At 62.3% G+C, this 16,898-nt stretch carries 17 protein-coding genes; 14 read left to right on the top strand and 3 right to left on the bottom strand.

The window, feature by feature from the left end:
* Window positions 1-503: 503 nt before the first annotated feature.
* On the bottom strand, window positions 504-1,280 hold the full coding sequence (locus BX591_RS20045; RefSeq protein WP_111933052.1) for an enoyl-CoA hydratase: 777 nt from the start codon (window positions 1,278-1,280) through the stop codon (window positions 504-506).
* 133 nt (window positions 1,281-1,413) lie between these two features.
* Between BX591_RS20045 and paaN the strand changes: the two genes are divergently transcribed.
* From paaN to paaK, 5 genes are all read left to right on the top strand, one after another.
* Window positions 1,414-3,114, top strand: a complete 1,701-nt coding sequence (gene paaN, locus BX591_RS20040) for a phenylacetic acid degradation protein PaaN (protein ID WP_111933051.1) — start codon at window positions 1,414-1,416, stop codon at window positions 3,112-3,114.
* Window positions 3,115-3,239: 125 nt separating this feature from the next.
* Window positions 3,240-4,442: a 3-oxoadipyl-CoA thiolase gene (pcaF, locus tag BX591_RS20035; RefSeq protein ID WP_111933050.1), complete on the top strand. Its 1,203-nt coding sequence runs from the start codon at window positions 3,240-3,242 to the stop codon at window positions 4,440-4,442.
* Window positions 4,443-4,500: 58 nt separating this feature from the next.
* Complete coding sequence (paaG, locus tag BX591_RS20030; RefSeq protein WP_111933049.1) at window positions 4,501-5,292, top strand: 2-(1,2-epoxy-1,2-dihydrophenyl)acetyl-CoA isomerase PaaG; 792 nt, start codon at window positions 4,501-4,503, stop codon at window positions 5,290-5,292.
* Window position 5,293: 1 nt separating this feature from the next.
* On the top strand, window positions 5,294-5,755 hold the full coding sequence (paaI, locus tag BX591_RS20025; RefSeq protein ID WP_111933048.1) for a hydroxyphenylacetyl-CoA thioesterase PaaI: 462 nt from the start codon (window positions 5,294-5,296) through the stop codon (window positions 5,753-5,755).
* A gap of 208 nt (window positions 5,756-5,963) precedes the next feature.
* On the top strand, window positions 5,964-7,268 hold the full coding sequence (gene paaK, locus BX591_RS20020) for a phenylacetate--CoA ligase PaaK (RefSeq protein ID WP_111933047.1): 1,305 nt from the start codon (window positions 5,964-5,966) through the stop codon (window positions 7,266-7,268).
* A 164-nt stretch (window positions 7,269-7,432) separates the two neighbouring features.
* Here paaK and mltA read toward each other — a convergent pair whose 3' ends face one another.
* Complete coding sequence (gene mltA, locus BX591_RS20015) at window positions 7,433-8,557, bottom strand: murein transglycosylase A (protein WP_111933046.1); 1,125 nt, start codon at window positions 8,555-8,557, stop codon at window positions 7,433-7,435.
* A gap of 28 nt (window positions 8,558-8,585) precedes the next feature.
* Here mltA and BX591_RS36550 point away from each other — a divergent pair, with 28 nt between their 5' ends.
* Window positions 8,586-8,747 (top strand): hypothetical protein, encoded by a 162-nt coding sequence (locus tag BX591_RS36550; protein WP_167444587.1) that lies wholly within the window; start codon window positions 8,586-8,588, stop codon window positions 8,745-8,747.
* Window positions 8,748-8,826: 79 nt separating this feature from the next.
* On the opposite strand, the gene apaG is transcribed toward BX591_RS36550, so the two are convergent.
* Window positions 8,827-9,201: a Co2+/Mg2+ efflux protein ApaG gene (apaG, locus tag BX591_RS20010; RefSeq protein WP_035555052.1), complete on the bottom strand. Its 375-nt coding sequence runs from the start codon at window positions 9,199-9,201 to the stop codon at window positions 8,827-8,829.
* Between the two features lie 277 nt (window positions 9,202-9,478).
* On the opposite strand from apaG, the gene rpe reads away from it, so the two are divergent.
* The 8 genes from rpe to BX591_RS19970 all read left to right on the top strand — a co-directional run bounded on the left by rpe (window position 9,479) and on the right by BX591_RS19970 (window position 16,823).
* The gene (gene rpe / locus BX591_RS20005; protein WP_105511193.1) at window positions 9,479-10,162 is read left to right on the top strand and encodes a ribulose-phosphate 3-epimerase; all 684 of its coding nucleotides are present in this window, start codon (window positions 9,479-9,481) and stop codon (window positions 10,160-10,162) included.
* A 13-nt stretch (window positions 10,163-10,175) separates the two neighbouring features.
* Window positions 10,176-10,916 (top strand): phosphoglycolate phosphatase, encoded by a 741-nt coding sequence (locus BX591_RS20000; protein ID WP_111933045.1) that lies wholly within the window; start codon window positions 10,176-10,178, stop codon window positions 10,914-10,916.
* A gap of 375 nt (window positions 10,917-11,291) precedes the next feature.
* Window positions 11,292-12,785 carry an anthranilate synthase component I gene (gene trpE, locus BX591_RS19995; RefSeq protein ID WP_111933044.1) on the top strand — a complete coding sequence of 498 codons (1,494 nt, stop codon included), beginning with the start codon at window positions 11,292-11,294 and terminating at the stop codon, window positions 12,783-12,785.
* Between the two features lie 13 nt (window positions 12,786-12,798).
* On the top strand, window positions 12,799-13,389 hold the full coding sequence (locus tag BX591_RS19990; protein WP_035555042.1) for an aminodeoxychorismate/anthranilate synthase component II: 591 nt from the start codon (window positions 12,799-12,801) through the stop codon (window positions 13,387-13,389).
* Between the two features lie 17 nt (window positions 13,390-13,406).
* On the top strand, window positions 13,407-14,438 hold the full coding sequence (gene trpD / locus BX591_RS19985; protein WP_111933059.1) for an anthranilate phosphoribosyltransferase: 1,032 nt from the start codon (window positions 13,407-13,409) through the stop codon (window positions 14,436-14,438).
* Window positions 14,439-14,456: 18 nt separating this feature from the next.
* Entirely contained in the window at window positions 14,457-15,242 is a 786-nt protein-coding gene (gene trpC / locus BX591_RS19980; protein WP_111933043.1) for an indole-3-glycerol phosphate synthase TrpC, read from the top strand.
* Window positions 15,243-15,290: 48 nt separating this feature from the next.
* The gene (locus BX591_RS19975) at window positions 15,291-15,917 is read left to right on the top strand and encodes a CYTH domain-containing protein (RefSeq protein WP_111933042.1); all 627 of its coding nucleotides are present in this window, start codon (window positions 15,291-15,293) and stop codon (window positions 15,915-15,917) included.
* 69 nt (window positions 15,918-15,986) lie between these two features.
* Entirely contained in the window at window positions 15,987-16,823 is an 837-nt protein-coding gene (locus tag BX591_RS19970; protein WP_111933041.1) for a uracil-DNA glycosylase, read from the top strand.
* Window positions 16,824-16,898: the final 75 nt, after the last annotated feature.

Raw genomic sequence — 16,898 nt, 5'->3', positions numbered from 1 at the left:
GGATCAAACTCTTCAGTTCAAACCTGTTACTGTTTTTCGGTTCCGTTAAGAACCGGTCGCTCACTCAACGTACTGACGAATTGTTCGACTGTCTTTCGACACTCAAACCTTCCTTTCATTACTGTGTGAGACTTGATACTTTCGCTTTACGGCAGACTCCGGAGAGTCCGCCTCGCGTCTCGCATCAAGCGCCCACACTTATCGGCTGTTAATTTTTAAAGATCGATACGCATTTGCTACCGAACCTGCGCCGTGCTGCCAACTTCACAACCATCCGGCACCGCTTCGTTCTGCGTCGCTGCATCTGCAGCAGAGAAACGAGATTATGAAGAATTTCCGCTGCGTCGTCAACAGGTTTTTATAACTTTCTCAACCCGCTCACTTCGCTGAAACCCTTGCCATTGCTGGCTCTCCCGCCTCCCGTGCCCCGGTGTCCGAAGCACGAAAGAGCGAGATTCTAACGACCCGCGCAGGGCCTTGCAAGCGTTATTTTGACAACCGTATTAACGATGCTTGAAAACCGGTTTGCGCTTCTCCACGAACGCGGCCATCCCTTCTTTCTGATCTTCCGTGGCGAACAGCGAGTGGAACAGACGGCGCTCGAAATGAACCCCCTCAGCGAGCGTGGTTTCGTAGGCGCGGTTGACCGACTCTTTCACCATCATCACGGCAGGCAAAGGGAATTCGGCAATGGTCGCAGCAGCCGCAATCGCCTCGTCGATCAGCGAGGTTGCAGGAATCACACGCGAAACCAGTCCGGCACGCTCGGCTTCGGCGGCATCCATGAAACGCGCGGTCAAGCAAAGGTCCATTGCTTTCGCCTTGGAGACGGCGCGCGGCAGTCGCTGCGTGCCACCAGCGCCCGGCATGACGCCAAGTTTGATTTCCGGCTGACCGAACTTTGCAGTGTCGGCGGCGAAGATGATGTCGCACATCATCGCCAATTCGCAGCCGCCGCCAAGCGCAAAGCCCGCCACCGCGGCAATGATCGGCTTACGGATCGAGCGAACCGTCTCCCAATTGCGGGTGATGTAGTCGCCTTTGTAGACATCCATATAGGAATAGGTGGCCATCATGCCGATGTCCGCGCCTGCTGCGAACGCCTTTTCGCTGCCCGTAATCACGATTGCGCCGATCGCGTCGTCGGCATCGAACTCGCGCAGCGCGGCGCCCAGCTCGTCCATCAACGCGTCGTTCAACGCGTTCAGCGCCTTCGGGCGGTTCAACGTGACCAAACCGACTCGTCCTCGTGTCTCAACCAGAATGTTCTCGTAAGCCATGCCGCCTCCTAATGATTAATCACACGCGAAAACGCTTCGCGCAGCCATCTTAATAATGCTAACATTGACCAACCAACCGGTCGGTCAATTATTCGACAGGCTTTTCCCCAACGTACAGTCACGCCCCTCTGCCATGACACATCCGCTATTCACCAAGCACGAAGACACGCTGCAAAAGGCACTCACCGCGGTCGAAACGCGCGGCTACTGGAGCCCGTTCGTCGAGATGCCCAGTCCGAAAGTGTACGGGGAAACAGCGAACGCGGACGGTGAAGCCGCATTCAAAGCACACCTCGACGCGACCTTCGAACTCGACCAACCGTCGACGGGAGACACCGTCGGCGCCGAAGTCTCGCCGTTCGGCTTTCCGCTCGGCGTGCGCTACCCGAAGGCCGATCCTGAGGCGCTGATCGCAGCGGCGGCAGTCGCGCAACGTGACTGGCGCGCGGCGGGCCCGCAAGCGTGGATCGGCGTGTGCCTCGAAATCCTCGCACGAGTGAATCGCGCCAGCTTCGAAATCGGCTACAGCGTGATGCACACGACAGGTCAGGCGTTCATGATGGCCTTCCAGGCGGGCGGCCCCCACGCACAAGACCGCGCGCTCGAAGCAGTGGTGTACGCATGGGACCAACTGCGCCGCATTCCGGCCGACGCCCATTGGGAAAAACCGCAAGGCAAGAACCCGCCGCTCGCCATGCACAAGCGCTATACCGTCGCGCCGCGCGGTATCGGCCTGGTACTCGGGTGCTGCACGTTCCCAACGTGGAACGGCTATCCGGGCCTCTTCGCCGATCTGGCCACCGGCAACACAGTCATCGTCAAACCGCACCCGGGCGCAATTCTGCCGCTGGCAGTAACCGTGCGGATTGCCCGCGACGTTTTGCGTGAAGCCGGTTTCGACCCGAACGTCGTCACGCTGCTCGCAACCGAGCCGAACGACGGCGCACTCGTCCAGGACCTCGCACTGCGCCCGGAGATCAAGCTGATCGACTTCACGGGTAGCACGCAAAACGGCACGTGGCTTGAGCGCAATGCGCATCAGGCACAGGTCTACACCGAGAAAGCCGGCGTCAACCAGATCGTGATCGACTCGGTAGACGACATCAAAGCCGTTGCCCGCAACATCGCCTTCTCGCTCGCGCTGTACTCGGGCCAGATGTGCACGGCGCCGCAAAACATCTACGTGCCGCGCGGCGGGATTCGCACCGCCGACGGCACGCTCGCTTTCGACGACGTCGCGCAAGCCCTTGCCGGCGCGGTCCAAAAACTGGTTGCCGACCCGGCCCGCGCCGTCGAACTGCTCGGCGCAATCCAGAACGACGGCGTCACCCAGCGTATTGGCGAAGCCGTCAGGCTCGGCCGTGTACTGGCCGAAAGCCAGTCGCTCGAACACCCGGCCTTTGCCGGCGCCCGCGTGCGCACGCCGCTGGTGCTGCAACTGGATGCCGCCACCGACTACGCGCAATTCACCAAGGAGTGGTTCGGCCCGATCTCGTTCGTGATCGCGACGGACTCGACCGCCCAGTCGCTCGATCTCGCTGGCTCTATCGCCGCCGAGCACGGCGCGCTGACGCTATCGGTCTACAGCACGGACGAAGCCGTACTCGACCAAGCGCACGAGGCATCCATTCGCGGCGGCGTGGCGCTATCGATCAATCTGACCGGCGGCGTGTTCGTCAATCAGTCGGCGGCGTTTTCCGACTTCCACGGTACGGGCGCCAACCCGGCGGCCAACGCAGCGCTGGCCGATGCAGCTTTCGTGGCGAACCGCTTCCGTGTCATTCAAAGCCGCGTTCATGTTGAACCGAAAGCGGCGCCGGCGGTAGCTGGCTGAACGTCATAAGACAAAAGCACGGCTTTCGTCCTATGACTTTCGGCCGAATGGACCGAGCCGTGCCCCCAAACTAACATGAGACATCGGATCGGCATTACGCGCAGATCCGCCCAGCAGGAGCTCATATGAACGACGCCTTCATCTGCGACGCGATTCGCACCCCGATCGGCCGCTACGGCGGCGCCCTCAAGGACGTTCGTGCCGACGACCTCGGCGCGGTGCCGATCAAGGCGCTGATCGAGCGCAATCCAGGCGTCGACTGGCACGCGCTCGACGACGTGATCTACGGTTGCGCCAATCAGGCAGGTGAAGACAACCGCAACGTTGCGCGCATGTCCGCGCTGCTGGCGGGTTTGCCGACGGATGCGCCCGGCGCGACCATCAACCGCTTGTGCGGCTCGGGCATGGACGCGGTCGGCACTGCCGCACGCGCAATCAAGGCAGGCGAAGCGCGGTTGATGATCGCCGGCGGTGTAGAAAGCATGACGCGTGCGCCGTTCGTCATGGGCAAGGCCACTAGCGCCTTCGCCCGGCAAGCCGATATTTACGACACAACCATTGGCTGGCGCTTCATCAACCCACTGATGAAACGCCAATACGGCGTCGATTCGATGCCGGAAACGGCAGAAAACGTCGCGATCGAATTCGGTATCAGCCGCGCGGACCAGGACTTGTTTGCCCTGGCTAGCCAGCAGAAGGCGGCTCGCGCACAGGAAGACGGCACGTTGGCCCCGGAGATCGTCGGTGTCGACATCCCGTTGAAGAAAGGCGACCCGGTGCGAGTCATGCTCGACGAGCATCCGCGGGCAACCTCGCTCGAAAGTCTGGGCAAGCTCAAAGGTGTCGTTCGTCCTGACGGCAGCGTGACGGCCGGCAATGCGTCCGGTGTGAACGACGGCGCCTGCGCGCTGCTGCTGGCGAATCAACAGACCGCCGATCAGTACGGCCTACGTCGGCGCGCTCGCGTGGTGGGTATGGCAACGGCGGGCGTCGAACCACGCATCATGGGCATCGGCCCGGCGCCGGCGACCCAGAAACTGTTGAAACAACTCGGCATGACGCTCGAACAATTCGACGTGATCGAGTTGAACGAAGCTTTCGCGTCGCAAGGCTTGGCCGTTTTGCGCACGCTTGGTTTGCGCGACGACGACCCGCGTGTCAATCCGAACGGCGGCGCTATTGCGCTCGGCCACCCGCTCGGCGCGTCGGGCGCGCGTCTGATCACGACGGCGCTATATCAGCTGGAGCGGATCAACGGCCGCTTTGCGCTCTGCACGATGTGTATCGGTGTGGGCCAAGGCATCGCGCTAGTCATCGAGCGACTCTGATACAAGCGCACAAACGCTGAAGCATCCATCGGTCAAAGAGACTTTGAGGAGACACCCAATGTCGTATGAAGCCATTCGCCTGGATATAGATGCATCGAGCCGGGTAGCGACCATTACGTTGAACCGCCCGGACAAGCTGAACAGCTTCACGCGTGCAATGCATCAGGAATTGAGCGCCGCGCTGGACGAGGTGGAAGCGTCCACTGCCCGCGCGCTCGTGCTCACCGGCGCAGGCCGTGGTTTTTGCGCCGGCCAGGATCTTGCCGATCTCGACTTCACGCCCGGCGCGATGACCGATCTGGGTGAATTGATCGACACGTATTTCAATCCGCTGATTCGCCGCCTGCAGGCTCTGCCAATTCCGGTGATCGCCGCGGTAAACGGTACGGCCGCCGGCGCCGGCGCCAACCTCGCGCTGGCCTGCGACATCGTCCTGGCAGCCCGCTCCGCGAGCTTCATACAGGCATTCGTAAAGATCGGCCTCGTGCCAGATTCAGGCGGCACCTGGTTCCTGCCGCAACGCATCGGCATGGCGCGCGCCATGGGACTTGCCATTACCGGCGACAAACTCGGCGCGGAAAAAGCCGAGAGCTGGGGCTTGATCTGGCAAGCGGTCGACGACGCGGAACTCGCCGGCACCGCCGCCAAACTCGCGAGCCAACTCGCGCAGCAGCCCACGCGCGCGATCGCGGCAATCAAACAGGCCATGCGGGCCGGCGCGACGCAAACCCTGGATCAGCAACTCGACCTCGAACGCGATCTGCAGCGTGAGCTCGGTGCTTCCCACGATTACGCGGAAGGCGTTAAGGCTTTCGTCGAAAAGCGTGCACCACGTTTCGAGGGCCGTTGAAATGTCCGCACAAACCAGCCAACCCAGCCAGATGACGCCGGACGAACTCGCCCGCGCAACCGCAGCCGCCATGTACGAAAACGACGCCTGCAGCAAGGCGCTCGGCCTCGAAATCCTGGAAGTCCGCCCCGGCTATGCGCGCTTGCGTATGGCTGTGCGTGAAGACTTTCTGAACGGTCATCAGATTTGTCACGGCGGCCTGATTTTCACGCTGGCCGATTCCACGTTCGCGTTCGCCTGCAATACATACAACATCAACACAGTTGCAGCCGGCTGCTCGATCGAGTTTCTGCGCCCGGTGCATGGCGGCGACGTACTGACGGCGGAAGCCGTCGAACAGACGTTGAGCGGACGCACCGGCATCTACGATATTCGTGTCACGAATCGCGCTGAGGAAACCGTCGCGATGTTTCGCGGCAAATCGGCGCAGATTAAAGGCAACCTGATTCCCGTAGGCGATTGAAAAAGACGCACGGATACGTCGCGACACACCACTCGCGGGATCGTGAGTGGTAACTGCAGCAATCCGGCGGCAAGTTCCGAGGCACAGCGTGGCGACTAGTCGACGAACTAGCGCACACGACACTCATAAACGGCAGGCCGCCCCAGTTTTTTGCGCGCAAGCGCTCCGAACATCAGACCCAGGCATTGAGGCAGCAAGGAGACATTCGATGACCACCGCCCTTCCGCTCGACCCCATCGAGACCGCCAGCCGCGACGAACTAGCCGCGCTTCAACTTGAACGGCTCAAATGGTCGTTGAATCACGCTTATGAGAATTCGCCGGTCTATCGTCGCAAGTTCGACGAAGCCGGTGTACACCCGAGCGAAGTGAAAACCCTCGCGGATCTGGCGCGCTTTCCCTTCACCACCAAGAAGGATCTGCGCGACAGCTACCCCTTCGGCATGTTCGCCGTACCGCAGGAACAGATTTCGCGGATTCACGCGTCGTCCGGAACGACCGGTAAGCCGACCGTGGTGGGCTATACCGCACGCGACATCGACACGTGGGCGAATCTCGTCGCTCGCTCCATTCGCGCGGCCGGCGCGCGCCGCGGCGACAAGGTTCACGTGAGCTACGGCTACGGACTCTTTACCGGCGGTCTCGGCGCTCACTACGGCGCGGAACGCGCGGGACTCACCGTGATTCCGTTCGGCGGCGGCCAGACCGAAAAGCAGGTCCAGCTGATCCAGGATTTCCGGCCGGACATCATCATGGTGACGCCGAGCTACATGCTCTCGATCGCGGACGAACTCGAGCGTCAGGGCATCGATCCGGCTAGCTGCTCGCTGCGCCTCGGCATCTTCGGCGCGGAGCCTTGGACCAACGACATGCGTCAGGCCATTGAAAAACGCATGGGCATCGACGCGGTCGACATTTACGGACTGTCCGAAGTGATGGGACCAGGCGTGGCATCGGAATGCGTGGAAACGAAAGACGGCCCGACCATCTGGGAAGACTATTTCTACCCCGAGATCATCGACCCCGAAACCGGCGAAGTGCTGCCCGACGGCGAACTCGGCGAACTCGTGTTTACTTCGCTGACCAAGGAAGCGCTGCCGATCGTCCGCTACCGCACACGCGATCTGACGCGACTCCTGCCCGGCACGGCTCGCACCATGCGTCGCATGGAAAAGATTACAGGGCGTTCGGACGACATGATGATCGTGCGCGGCGTGAACGTTTTCCCGACGCAGATCGAAGAACTGCTGCTCAAGCAGCACGCCCTCGCACCGCACTATCAGATCGTGCTGACCAAGGAAGGGCCGCTCGACGTATTGACGCTGAATGTCGAACCGTGTCCGGAGACGGCGCCGGATACCGCTGCGTTGAGCTCGGCAAAGCAGGCGTTGACGTACGACATCAAGGCATTGATCGGCGTGAGTGCCGTGGTGAATGTGCTGGCTGTGAACGGGATTGAACGTTCGGTGGGCAAAGCGCGGCGCGTGGTGGACAAACGCAAGTCGGGGCTTTGAGGAAGGGCGGCGTCTGACCAGCGGCAGGCTAATGCTAAAGACGGCGGTTGAAGACGGCGGGTTTCAAAACGAAATCCGCCGCTTCACCGACCGCCGAAGCTCACCGACTGACGAGGAGGCCCTGCGTCAGGCCTAAGCCATTAAACTCAACCCCAGCCCCACCCTCACGAATTCGGCAACAACAACCACATCCGGCCAGCCTGCTTCATCTTCCCGGCCAGGTCTCCGGCGTCATCGCCGAGACCCCAGAAATAATCCGCGCGCACGCCGCCCTTGATCGCGGAACCCGTGTCCTGTGCGAAGACGAGGCGATTCATCGGCGAGTTCGTCAATGGGCGCGTGGTCTGCAAAAACACCGGCGTGCCCAGCGGAATCGAGGACGGGTCGACCGCGATCGAACGCTCCGGCGTGAGCGGCACGCCGAGCGCGCCGATTGGACCATCCGCCCCGCCACCCGGCACGCTTTCGCCGGAAGGCATTTCGCGGAAGAACACGAAGCGCGGATTCGTATCCAGCAGCGCATCGACCCGGGTCGGATTGGCGCGCGCCCAAGCCTTGATACCTTGCATGGTCGCCTGCGCCGGCGTGAGCTCGCCGCGATCCAGCAGCCAGCGCCCAATCGACTTGTACGGCTGGTTATTCGTGCCGCCGAAACCGAGTCGCATCACGCCGCCGTCTTCCATCACGACCCGGCCGGAACCTTGAACCTGCAGGAAGAACGCTTCGATCGGATCGTCGACCCAGACCAGCTCATTGCCATTGAGCACACCCGCGCGTTCGAGTTGCGCACGCACCGGCAGCGGCGCGCCCGCGCGATAGCCGGACGGCCAGCGATACAGCGCGGTCTGATACACGCCGTGACGCGTGCGAGAACCGCGCAGCAAAGGCTCGTAGTAACCGGTGACAAGACCGTCGAGCGTACCGTCGTTATTCGCTAGCTGGAATGGCGTGAAATAGGCCTCGAAAAAAGTCCGTGCGCCGGTGACGTCGAGATCGTCGATCTGTGAGGCTGCGGCACATGCGCGCGCCCAGTTCGGCTGACGCGCCAGTCGCACACAGTTTTGCCGCAGCGCGGCGGTCGCGCCGATCAGCGAGTCGTCCTGCCAACCCGGCACCTGCTGCCACGCAACCGCCGTGAGCCGCGTCGAGGCAATCTGCCCGGGTATGATCGCAGCGCCCGTGGGCGGCGACACCGAAGACCGGACCGCGCCGCCGCCGCCGCAGGACGCCAGCATCACCGCAACCGAAAGCGCGCCGAGCCATGCTCCGGCCGTGCGGACAAACCGCATACAATGTTCGTTCTTGATGGAAACCGCCATGTCTGATCTGTTCGACGAATACCCAATGCTCATCTTCGCGCTGGAGTCGCTCCTCGCGCTTTTCCTGCTGGTTTTTATCGTGGTGTGGACGTCGTCCGGCAAGAAGAAAATCACGCGCGCCCACTCGACCAAACAGCATAAAAAACAGAACCCGTCGTAGAGCTGCTGCGCGAAAAGCCTGCCGCGTAAAAATTCCAGCGCGTTGGAGTGTTTAAGAGACCGCCGTCGGCGGCCTCGGTTCAATGCAAAGTACGCGGCATGCGCAGGATGAATTCCGGCACCGGCGCCTCGAAACGCTCGCCGTCTTCCGCCACACAAAAATATTCGCCGCGCATGGTACCGACCGGCGTGCCGATCACCGCCCAACTCGTGTATTCGAAGTGCTCGCCCGGTTTGAGCAGCGGCTGGTGGCCGACCACGCCCAACCCCTTCACTTCCTGCTCGTTGTTGTCGCTGTCGGTAATCACCCAATGCCGCGCAATCAATTGCGCCGGCACCTGGCCAGTGTTGCGGATGGTCAGCGTGTATGCAAACGCATACTGGCGGCGCTCCGGGTCCGACTCTTCGGGCAGAAACTGCACCTGCGCCGAGACGCTGAATTCGTACTGGCTCATCCTGATTCCAATCTGGTGAAACGGGCTGTGAAAAATCGCGGGAAAGCCCATACGCCAATGGTTTGCAGGCGCACTGGCGATGCGGTGCTTATGGATTGGCATTCTGCTTGATGCGCGGCAGGCCCGCAACCGGACAAATCCCTCTGGCCAAGGGCTCTTCAGACGTTTTGTCATCTTCACGGCGCGCATCGCGAAAGTGACGCGCGCCGTCCGCGAGCCGGTTCCCGAGCGCACAAAACGGTAAAATGACGCTTTCCCGCTTGCATCCTTCCCCGCCATGACGCAATTCCGCATTGCCCCCAGCATTCTGTCCGCCGACTTCGCCCGTCTGGGTGAGGAAGTGCGTAACGTCGTCGCCGCCGGCGCCGACTGGATCCACTTCGACGTGATGGACAACCACTACGTGCCGAATCTGACCATCGGGCCGCTCGTGTGCGAGGCGATCCGCCCGCACGTGGACGTCCCGATCGACGTGCATCTGATGGTGCGTCCGGTCGACCGGATCGTGCCGGATTTCGCCAAGGCCGGCGCGAACCTGATCAGCTTTCATCCTGAAGGCTCGGACCATATTGATCGCACGCTGTCGCTGATTCGCGACCACGGCTGCAAGGCTGGCCTGGTGTTCAACCCGGCCACGTCGCTGAACTACCTCGATCACGTGATGGACAAAGTCGACCTCGTGCTGATCATGTCGGTGAATCCGGGCTTCGGCGGTCAGTCGTTCATTCCGGAAGCGCTCAACAAGCTGCGCGAAGCGCGCGCGCGTATCAACGCGTACAAGGAGCGCACCGGCCGCGAGATTCATCTGGAAGTGGACGGCGGAGTCAAGGTCGACAACATCGCGGAAATCGCGGCGGCCGGCGCGGACACGTTCGTGGCTGGCTCGGCAATTTTCGGCCAGCCCGATCACAAAGTCGTGATCGAAAAAATGCGCGCGGCACTCGCCAACATCCAGCACTAAAACCGCACGCCCTATGACCGCTCCGCAGCAAGGCCAAGCGCACGCCACGTTTCCCGCGCCGATCTTCACCGGTCCGCGCCTGCAAGCCGCGATCATCGACCTCGACGGCACGATGGTCGATACCGCCGACGATTTCACCGCCGGCCTGAACGGCATGCTCGCGCAGCTCGACGCGATCGAAACCTCGCGTGAAGAAGTGGTCGGTTACGTCGGCAAGGGTTCGGAGCATCTGATCCGCAGCGTGCTCGCGCCGCGTTTCGAAGCGGCCCATGCGCAAGACCGTTTCGACGAAGCGCTCGCGATCTATCAGGAAGAGTACGGCAAGATCAACGGCACGCACACGCGGCTCTATCCCGACGTCGAAGCCGGCCTGCGCGCCATGCGCGAGGCCGGCATCAAGCTCGCCTGCGTGACCAACAAGCCGCACCGGTTCGCGGTCGAGCTGTTGCAGCAATACGGGCTGGCCCACTATTTCAGCGTCGTGCTCGGCGGCGACAGCCTCGCGAAAAAGAAGCCCGACCCGCTGCCCATGCTGACTGCCGCAGCGCAGTTGGGCGTTGAGCCGCAAGCCACGGTGGCGATCGGCGATTCGGAAAACGACGCGCTGGCCGGCCGTGCGGCGGGCATGGCGACGCTGACCGTGCCCTATGGCTACAACCATGGTCGCGCTATACAAGAAATAAAATCCGATGGTATAGTTGCCTCGCTGCTCGACGCCGCCAAGGCGATCGCAGCGCACCATTCAACGACCTGAAAAGTCCACCATTCTCATGTTTCTGAACAAAAAACGGAGTCTGATTAGCATCGACCGGGGAGCCTGGCCCTGGCGTCGCTGGTCGCGCTAACCTCGCCTGAGGTACGCTGAAGCTCGTCTTCGGCAACCGTTTTTTGCTTCGCTGCGCTCACGCGTTTTTTCCATCGTCCTGTTTCGCTGCATCGGTTGAATCGGCCTGCGTGTACCCACAAGGTACCGTGTTGCGCTGACACTGCTTGTACGCGTCGATGGGAAACTCGCGCCGGTCGGTATCATCATCGTGTCGAAACCGTCGAACGAACGCCCTGACCGGCCGCGCAACGCCCCGCTTTGTCCGACGCATGCTGCCGCCGGATCACCGTACAGGATCGGAACATGACCGAACTCGAATTCCAGTCCCTCGCCAACGAGGGTTTCAATCGCATTCCGCTGATCGCCGAAGCGCTGGCAGACCTCGAAACGCCACTGTCGCTGTATCTGAAGCTCGCGCAGAGCGAGCGCAACGGCGCCAACTCGTTTCTGCTCGAATCGGTGGTGGGTGGCGAACGCTTCGGCCGCTACTCGTTCATCGGCTTGCCGGCGCGTACGCTGCTGCGTACCCGCAACGGCGTCTCCGAAATCGTGCGCGACGGCAAGGTCGTCGAAACGCACGAAGGCGATCCGCTCGAATTCATCCAGCAATTCCAGGGGCGTTTCAAAGTGGCGCAACGCCCTGGGTTGCCGCGCTTCGCGGGCGGCCTGGCCGGTTACTTCGGTTACGACGCGGTGCGTTACATCGAGAAAAAGCTCGCGCACACCGCGCCGCCGGACGATCTGAATCTGCCCGACATCCAGTTGCTGCTGACCGAAGAAGTCGCGGTGATCGACAACCTCGCCGGCAAGCTCTATCTGGTGGTCTACGCCGATCCGACACAGCCCGAGGCTTACACCAAAGCCAAACAGCGTCTGCGTGAATTGCGTCAGCGTTTGCGCACGACCGTGCAGCCGCCGGTCACCTCGGCCAGCGTGCGCACCGAGACTTACCGCGAATTCGCCAAAGACGACTACCTCGCCGCCGTGCGCAAGGCGAAGGAATATGTCGCCGCCGGCGAACTGATGCAGGTGCAGGTCGGCCAGCGCCTGACCAAGCCGTTCCGCGACAATCCGCTCTCGCTGTACCGCGCGCTGCGCTCGCTGAATCCGTCGCCGTATATGTATTACTACAACTTCGGCGACTTCCACGTAGTGGGGGCATCGCCGGAAATTCTGGTGCGCCAGGAAAAGCGCGGCGAAGACCGTATCGTCACGATCCGGCCGCTCGCCGGCACGCGTCCGCGCGGCAATACGCCGGAACGCGACGCGGAACTCGCCACCGAACTGCTGAACGACCCGAAGGAAGTCGCCGAGCACGTCATGCTGATCGACCTCGCGCGCAACGACGTGGGCCGCATCGCTCAGATCGGCTCGGTGGTCGTGACCGACAAGATGGTGATCGAAAAGTACTCGCACGTGCAGCACATCGTGAGTTCGGTCGAAGGCAAGCTGAAACCCGGCACTACCAATTTCGACGTGTTGCGCGCCACCTTCCCGGCCGGCACGTTGTCGGGCGCGCCGAAGGTTCGCGCGATGGAACTGATCGACGAACTGGAGCCCGTCAAACGCGGCCTGTACGGCGGAGCGGTCGGCTACCTGTCGTTCACCGGCGAAATGGATCTCGCCATCACGATCCGCACCGGCGTGATCGCGAACGGCAATCTGTATGTGCAGGCGGCAGCGGGCGTCGTTGCGGATTCGGTGCCCGAATCCGAATGGCAAGAGACCGAGAACAAGGCACGCGCCGTATTACGCGCCGCCGAACAGGTTCAAGACGGCCTCGATAGCGACTTCTGACCGGAGACACACCATGCTGCTCATGATCGACAACTACGACTCGTTCACCTACAACCTGGTGCAGTACTTCGGCGAACTCGGCGAAGACGTGCGCACCTACCGCAACGACGAAATCACGCTGGACGAGATCGCGAAGCTCAACCCCGAGCGCATCTGCCTGTCGCCCGGCCCGAGCAATCCGCAACACGCCGGCATCACGCTCGACGTGCTGCGCGAATTCGCCGGCAAGACGCCCATTCTCGGTGTGTGCCTCGGCCATCAGGCGATCGGCGAAGCGTTCGGCGGCCGTGTGGTGCGCGCGCAGACCATCATGCACGGCAAGGTCAGCACGATCGAAACCGACTGCAAAGGCGTGTTCGCCGACCTGCCGAAGCACTTCGTCGTGACCCGCTACCACTCGCTCGCGATCGAACGCGAATCGCTGCCCGATTGCCTCGAAGTGTCGGCATGGACCGAAGACGGCGAGATCATGGGCGTGCGTCACAAGGAACTGGCGGTGGAAGGCGTGCAATTCCACCCGGAATCGATCCTGTCCGAACACGGCCACGCGCTGCTCGAGAACTTCGTGAAGCAGTCGAAACTCGCGTCCACTCAACGCGCCTGATGAAGAGAGACGAAATCATGTCGATTACGCCCCAGGAAGCGCTGCAACGGACCATCGAGCACCGCGAGATTTTCCACGACGAAATGCTGCACCTGATGCGCCTCATCATGCGCGGCGAACTGTCGCCGGTCATGTCGGCGGCGATCATTACCGGCTTGCGCGTCAAAAAAGAGACGATCGGCGAAATCACTGCGGCCGCCACGGTGATGCGTGAATTTGCCCGGCACGTCGACGTGCCGGACAACTCGAACTTCGTCGATATCGTCGGAACCGGCGGCGACGGCTCGCAAACCTTCAATATTTCCACGGCCACCATGTTCGTCACGGCCGCCGCCGGTGCGAAAGTCGCGAAGCACGGCGGCCGTGGCGTGTCGAGCAAGTCGGGCAGCGCGGACGTGCTCGAAGCGCTCGGCGTGAATATCGATCTGCAGCCGGAACAGGTCGCGGCGTCGATCGCGGAAACCGGCATGGGCTTCATGTTCGCGCCGAATCATCATCCGGCCATGAAGAACATCGCACCGGTACGGCGCGAACTCGGCGTGCGCACGCTGTTCAACATTCTCGGCCCGCTGACCAATCCGGCCGGCGCGCCGAATCAGTTGATGGGCGTGTTCCACGGCGATCTGGTCGGGATTCAGGTGCGCGTGATGCAACGCCTCGGCGCGAAGCACGTGCTGGTGGTGTATGGCATGGACGGCATGGACGAGGTCTCGCTCGGCGCGGCGACGCAGGTCGGCGAATTGCGCGACGGCCAGATCCACGAGTACGAGATTCATCCGGAAGACTTCGGCCTGCAGATGGTGTCGAACCGCACACTGAAAGTGGCGGACGCGACCGAATCGAAGGCCATGCTGCTCGAGGCGCTCGACAACACCCCGGGCGTGGCACGCGAAATCGTCACGCTGAACGCGGGCACGGCGCTGTACGCGGCGAACGTGGCGGCGTCGATCGCGGACGGCATTCAGCTGGCACGCGAAGCGATCGCAAGCGGCAAAGCTCGCGCGAAGGTGAACGATCTGATCCGCTTCACCCAGCAATTCAAGCACTAATCACGTAGCGAGACACAGATGAGCGACATTCTCGACCAGATCATCGCGGTCAAACGCGAAGAAGTCCGCGCGGCGCAGCAAAGCGCGCCGCTCGAAGAACTGCGCCTCGAAGCGGCGTCGCGCGATATGCGCGATTTCGTCGGCGCATTGCGCGCGAAGCACACTGCCGGCCTCGCCGCGGTGATCGCCGAAGTGAAGAAGGCGAGCCCGTCGAAAGGCGTGCTGCGCGAGCACTTCGTGCCCGCCGAGATCGCGCGTTCGTATGAACAGCACGGCGCGGCATGCCTGTCGGTACTGACCGACGTGCAGTTCTTCAAGGGCAGCGTCGCGTATCTGGAAGAAGCCCGCGCGGCCTGCAGCCTGCCGGTGTTGCGCAAGGATTTCATCGTCGATCCTTATCAGATCGTCGAAGCGCGCGCGATGGGCGCCGACGCGATCCTGCTGATCGCCGCCGCGCTCGACACGCCGCAGATGCAAGACCTCGAAGCGCTCGCGCATTCGTTGAATCTGGCCGTGCTGGTCGAAGTGCACGACAGCCGTGAGCTGATGGAGGCGCTCACGCTAAAAACGCCGCTGATCGGGATCAACAACCGCAATCTGCGCACGTTCGAAACGTCGATCGAGACGACCATCGGCATGCTCGAAGCGATTCCGGACGACCGGATCGTCGTCACGGAGTCGGGCATTCTGTCGCGCGTCGACGTCGAACGGCTGCGCGCGATGGACGTGCATACGTTCCTCGTCGGCGAGGCGTTCATGCGCGCGGATGAGCCGGGTGTGGAGCTTGCGCGGATGTTTTTCTGAGCGTCAATGTCGACACGCGGCAATGCGGCACACGGAGCAAGGCAGATCATGGGCATGGAACGCGAAATCAAGCTGGCGCTGCCGGCTGACCAGGTGCGGGCGGCGACGCAGTGGTTTGTCGCGCGGACAGGCGCAGAAGGATGCGACGTCAAGCTCGCGAATATTTACTTCGATACGCCGGCACTGACGTTGGCGAAGTCGAAAAGCGCGCTGCGTTTGCGTCACACACCGGACGGCTGGCTGCAAACCTTCAAGACGGTGGGCGAAGCGAAGGACGGTTTGCACAGCCGCCACGAGTGGGAAATGCCGGTTGCGGGCGAAAAGCTCGAGATTGACGCGCTACTGCGCGAGTGCGATGAGCCAAGCGCGGCTGAAGCTTTGCGTCGGGCCGCGCCGGAGCTGGTCGAATTGTTCCGCACGGACTTCACGCGCACACTGTGGAACGTCGAACTGAACGGCGCGACGGTCGAAGCCGCGATCGATCGAGGCGACGTGATCACCGAAGTGAATGGTGAAACGCGTCGCGCGCCGATTTCCGAGGTCGAACTTGAACTCAAATCCGGCGACGAAGCCGCTTTAAATGCGCTGGCAGTCGAACTCGGCAAAGCGGTCGCAGGGCTGGCGCCGGATAACGTCAGCAAAGCGCAGCGCGGGTACCAATTGCGGGCGGATTGAGCGGTGACGAACGTCGTGCCCACCCGCACATCTTGAGCCAGCGCACGTTTGCTGCGACACTTCCCCGCCATGACCTCCGCTTCCCGTAATCGCTCCGATTCGTCGCAGGCTTCGCTTTTCGGCGACGCCGCGCCCCCTCCCGCCGACGCACCGAACAATCCGGTTTCGCCTTCATCGGCTGGCGCGCCGCCGGCCCTCGAAGCCCAATTCGCCGCGCTGCCCCCCGCATGGCGCACGCATCTCAAGCCGTTCATCGAAAGCGACGCTTACGCGCCGCTGTGCCGTTTTGTCGACGGTGAACGCGCGGCCGGCAAGACCGTTTATCCCGCCGATGTATTCCGCGCGCTGCGCCTGACCAGCCCCGACGAAGTGAAAGTGGTGATCCTCGGCCAGGACCCGTATCACGGCGAAGATCGCGGCACGCCACAAGCGCACGGGCTGGCATTCTCGGTAGCGCCGAACGTGCGCACGCCGCCGTCGCTGCGCAACATTTTCAAGGAAATCGCCGCGAGCCTTGGCCACGACACGCCGCGCCACGGCTGTCTCGATACATGGGCCAAACAGGGCGTGCTGCTGTTGAACACGGTGCTGACGGTCGAGCGCGACGCCGCGGCGAGCCACGCGAAACGCGGCTGGGAAAAGTGTACCGACACGCTGATCCATGAACTTGCCATGCGTCACGACGGCCTGGTGTTCATGCTGTGGGGCGCGCACGCGCAAGCGAAACGCGCGCTGCTCGGCGGCCAATCGCACTATGTGCTGGAAGCGCCGCATCCGTCGCCGCTGTCGGCGCATCGCGGCTTTCTCGGCTGCGGGCATTTTGCGAAGGCGAACGAGTATCTCGCCCAGCACGGCCGCGCAACGATCGACTGGCGCTTGCCGGACGAAGCGCAGATGCTGGCGTAACGGTAATACGTCTAGGCGCAAATCGGCGCGCGAACCAAAAAAAACGCCACAGGTTTCAAACCCGTGGCGTTTTTC

Origin of the sequence: Paraburkholderia bryophila (assembly GCF_003269035.1) — a bacterium.
GTDB lineage: Bacteria > Pseudomonadota > Gammaproteobacteria > Burkholderiales > Burkholderiaceae > Paraburkholderia > Paraburkholderia bryophila.
This window is presented reverse-complemented; position numbering and strand designations above follow the sequence as displayed.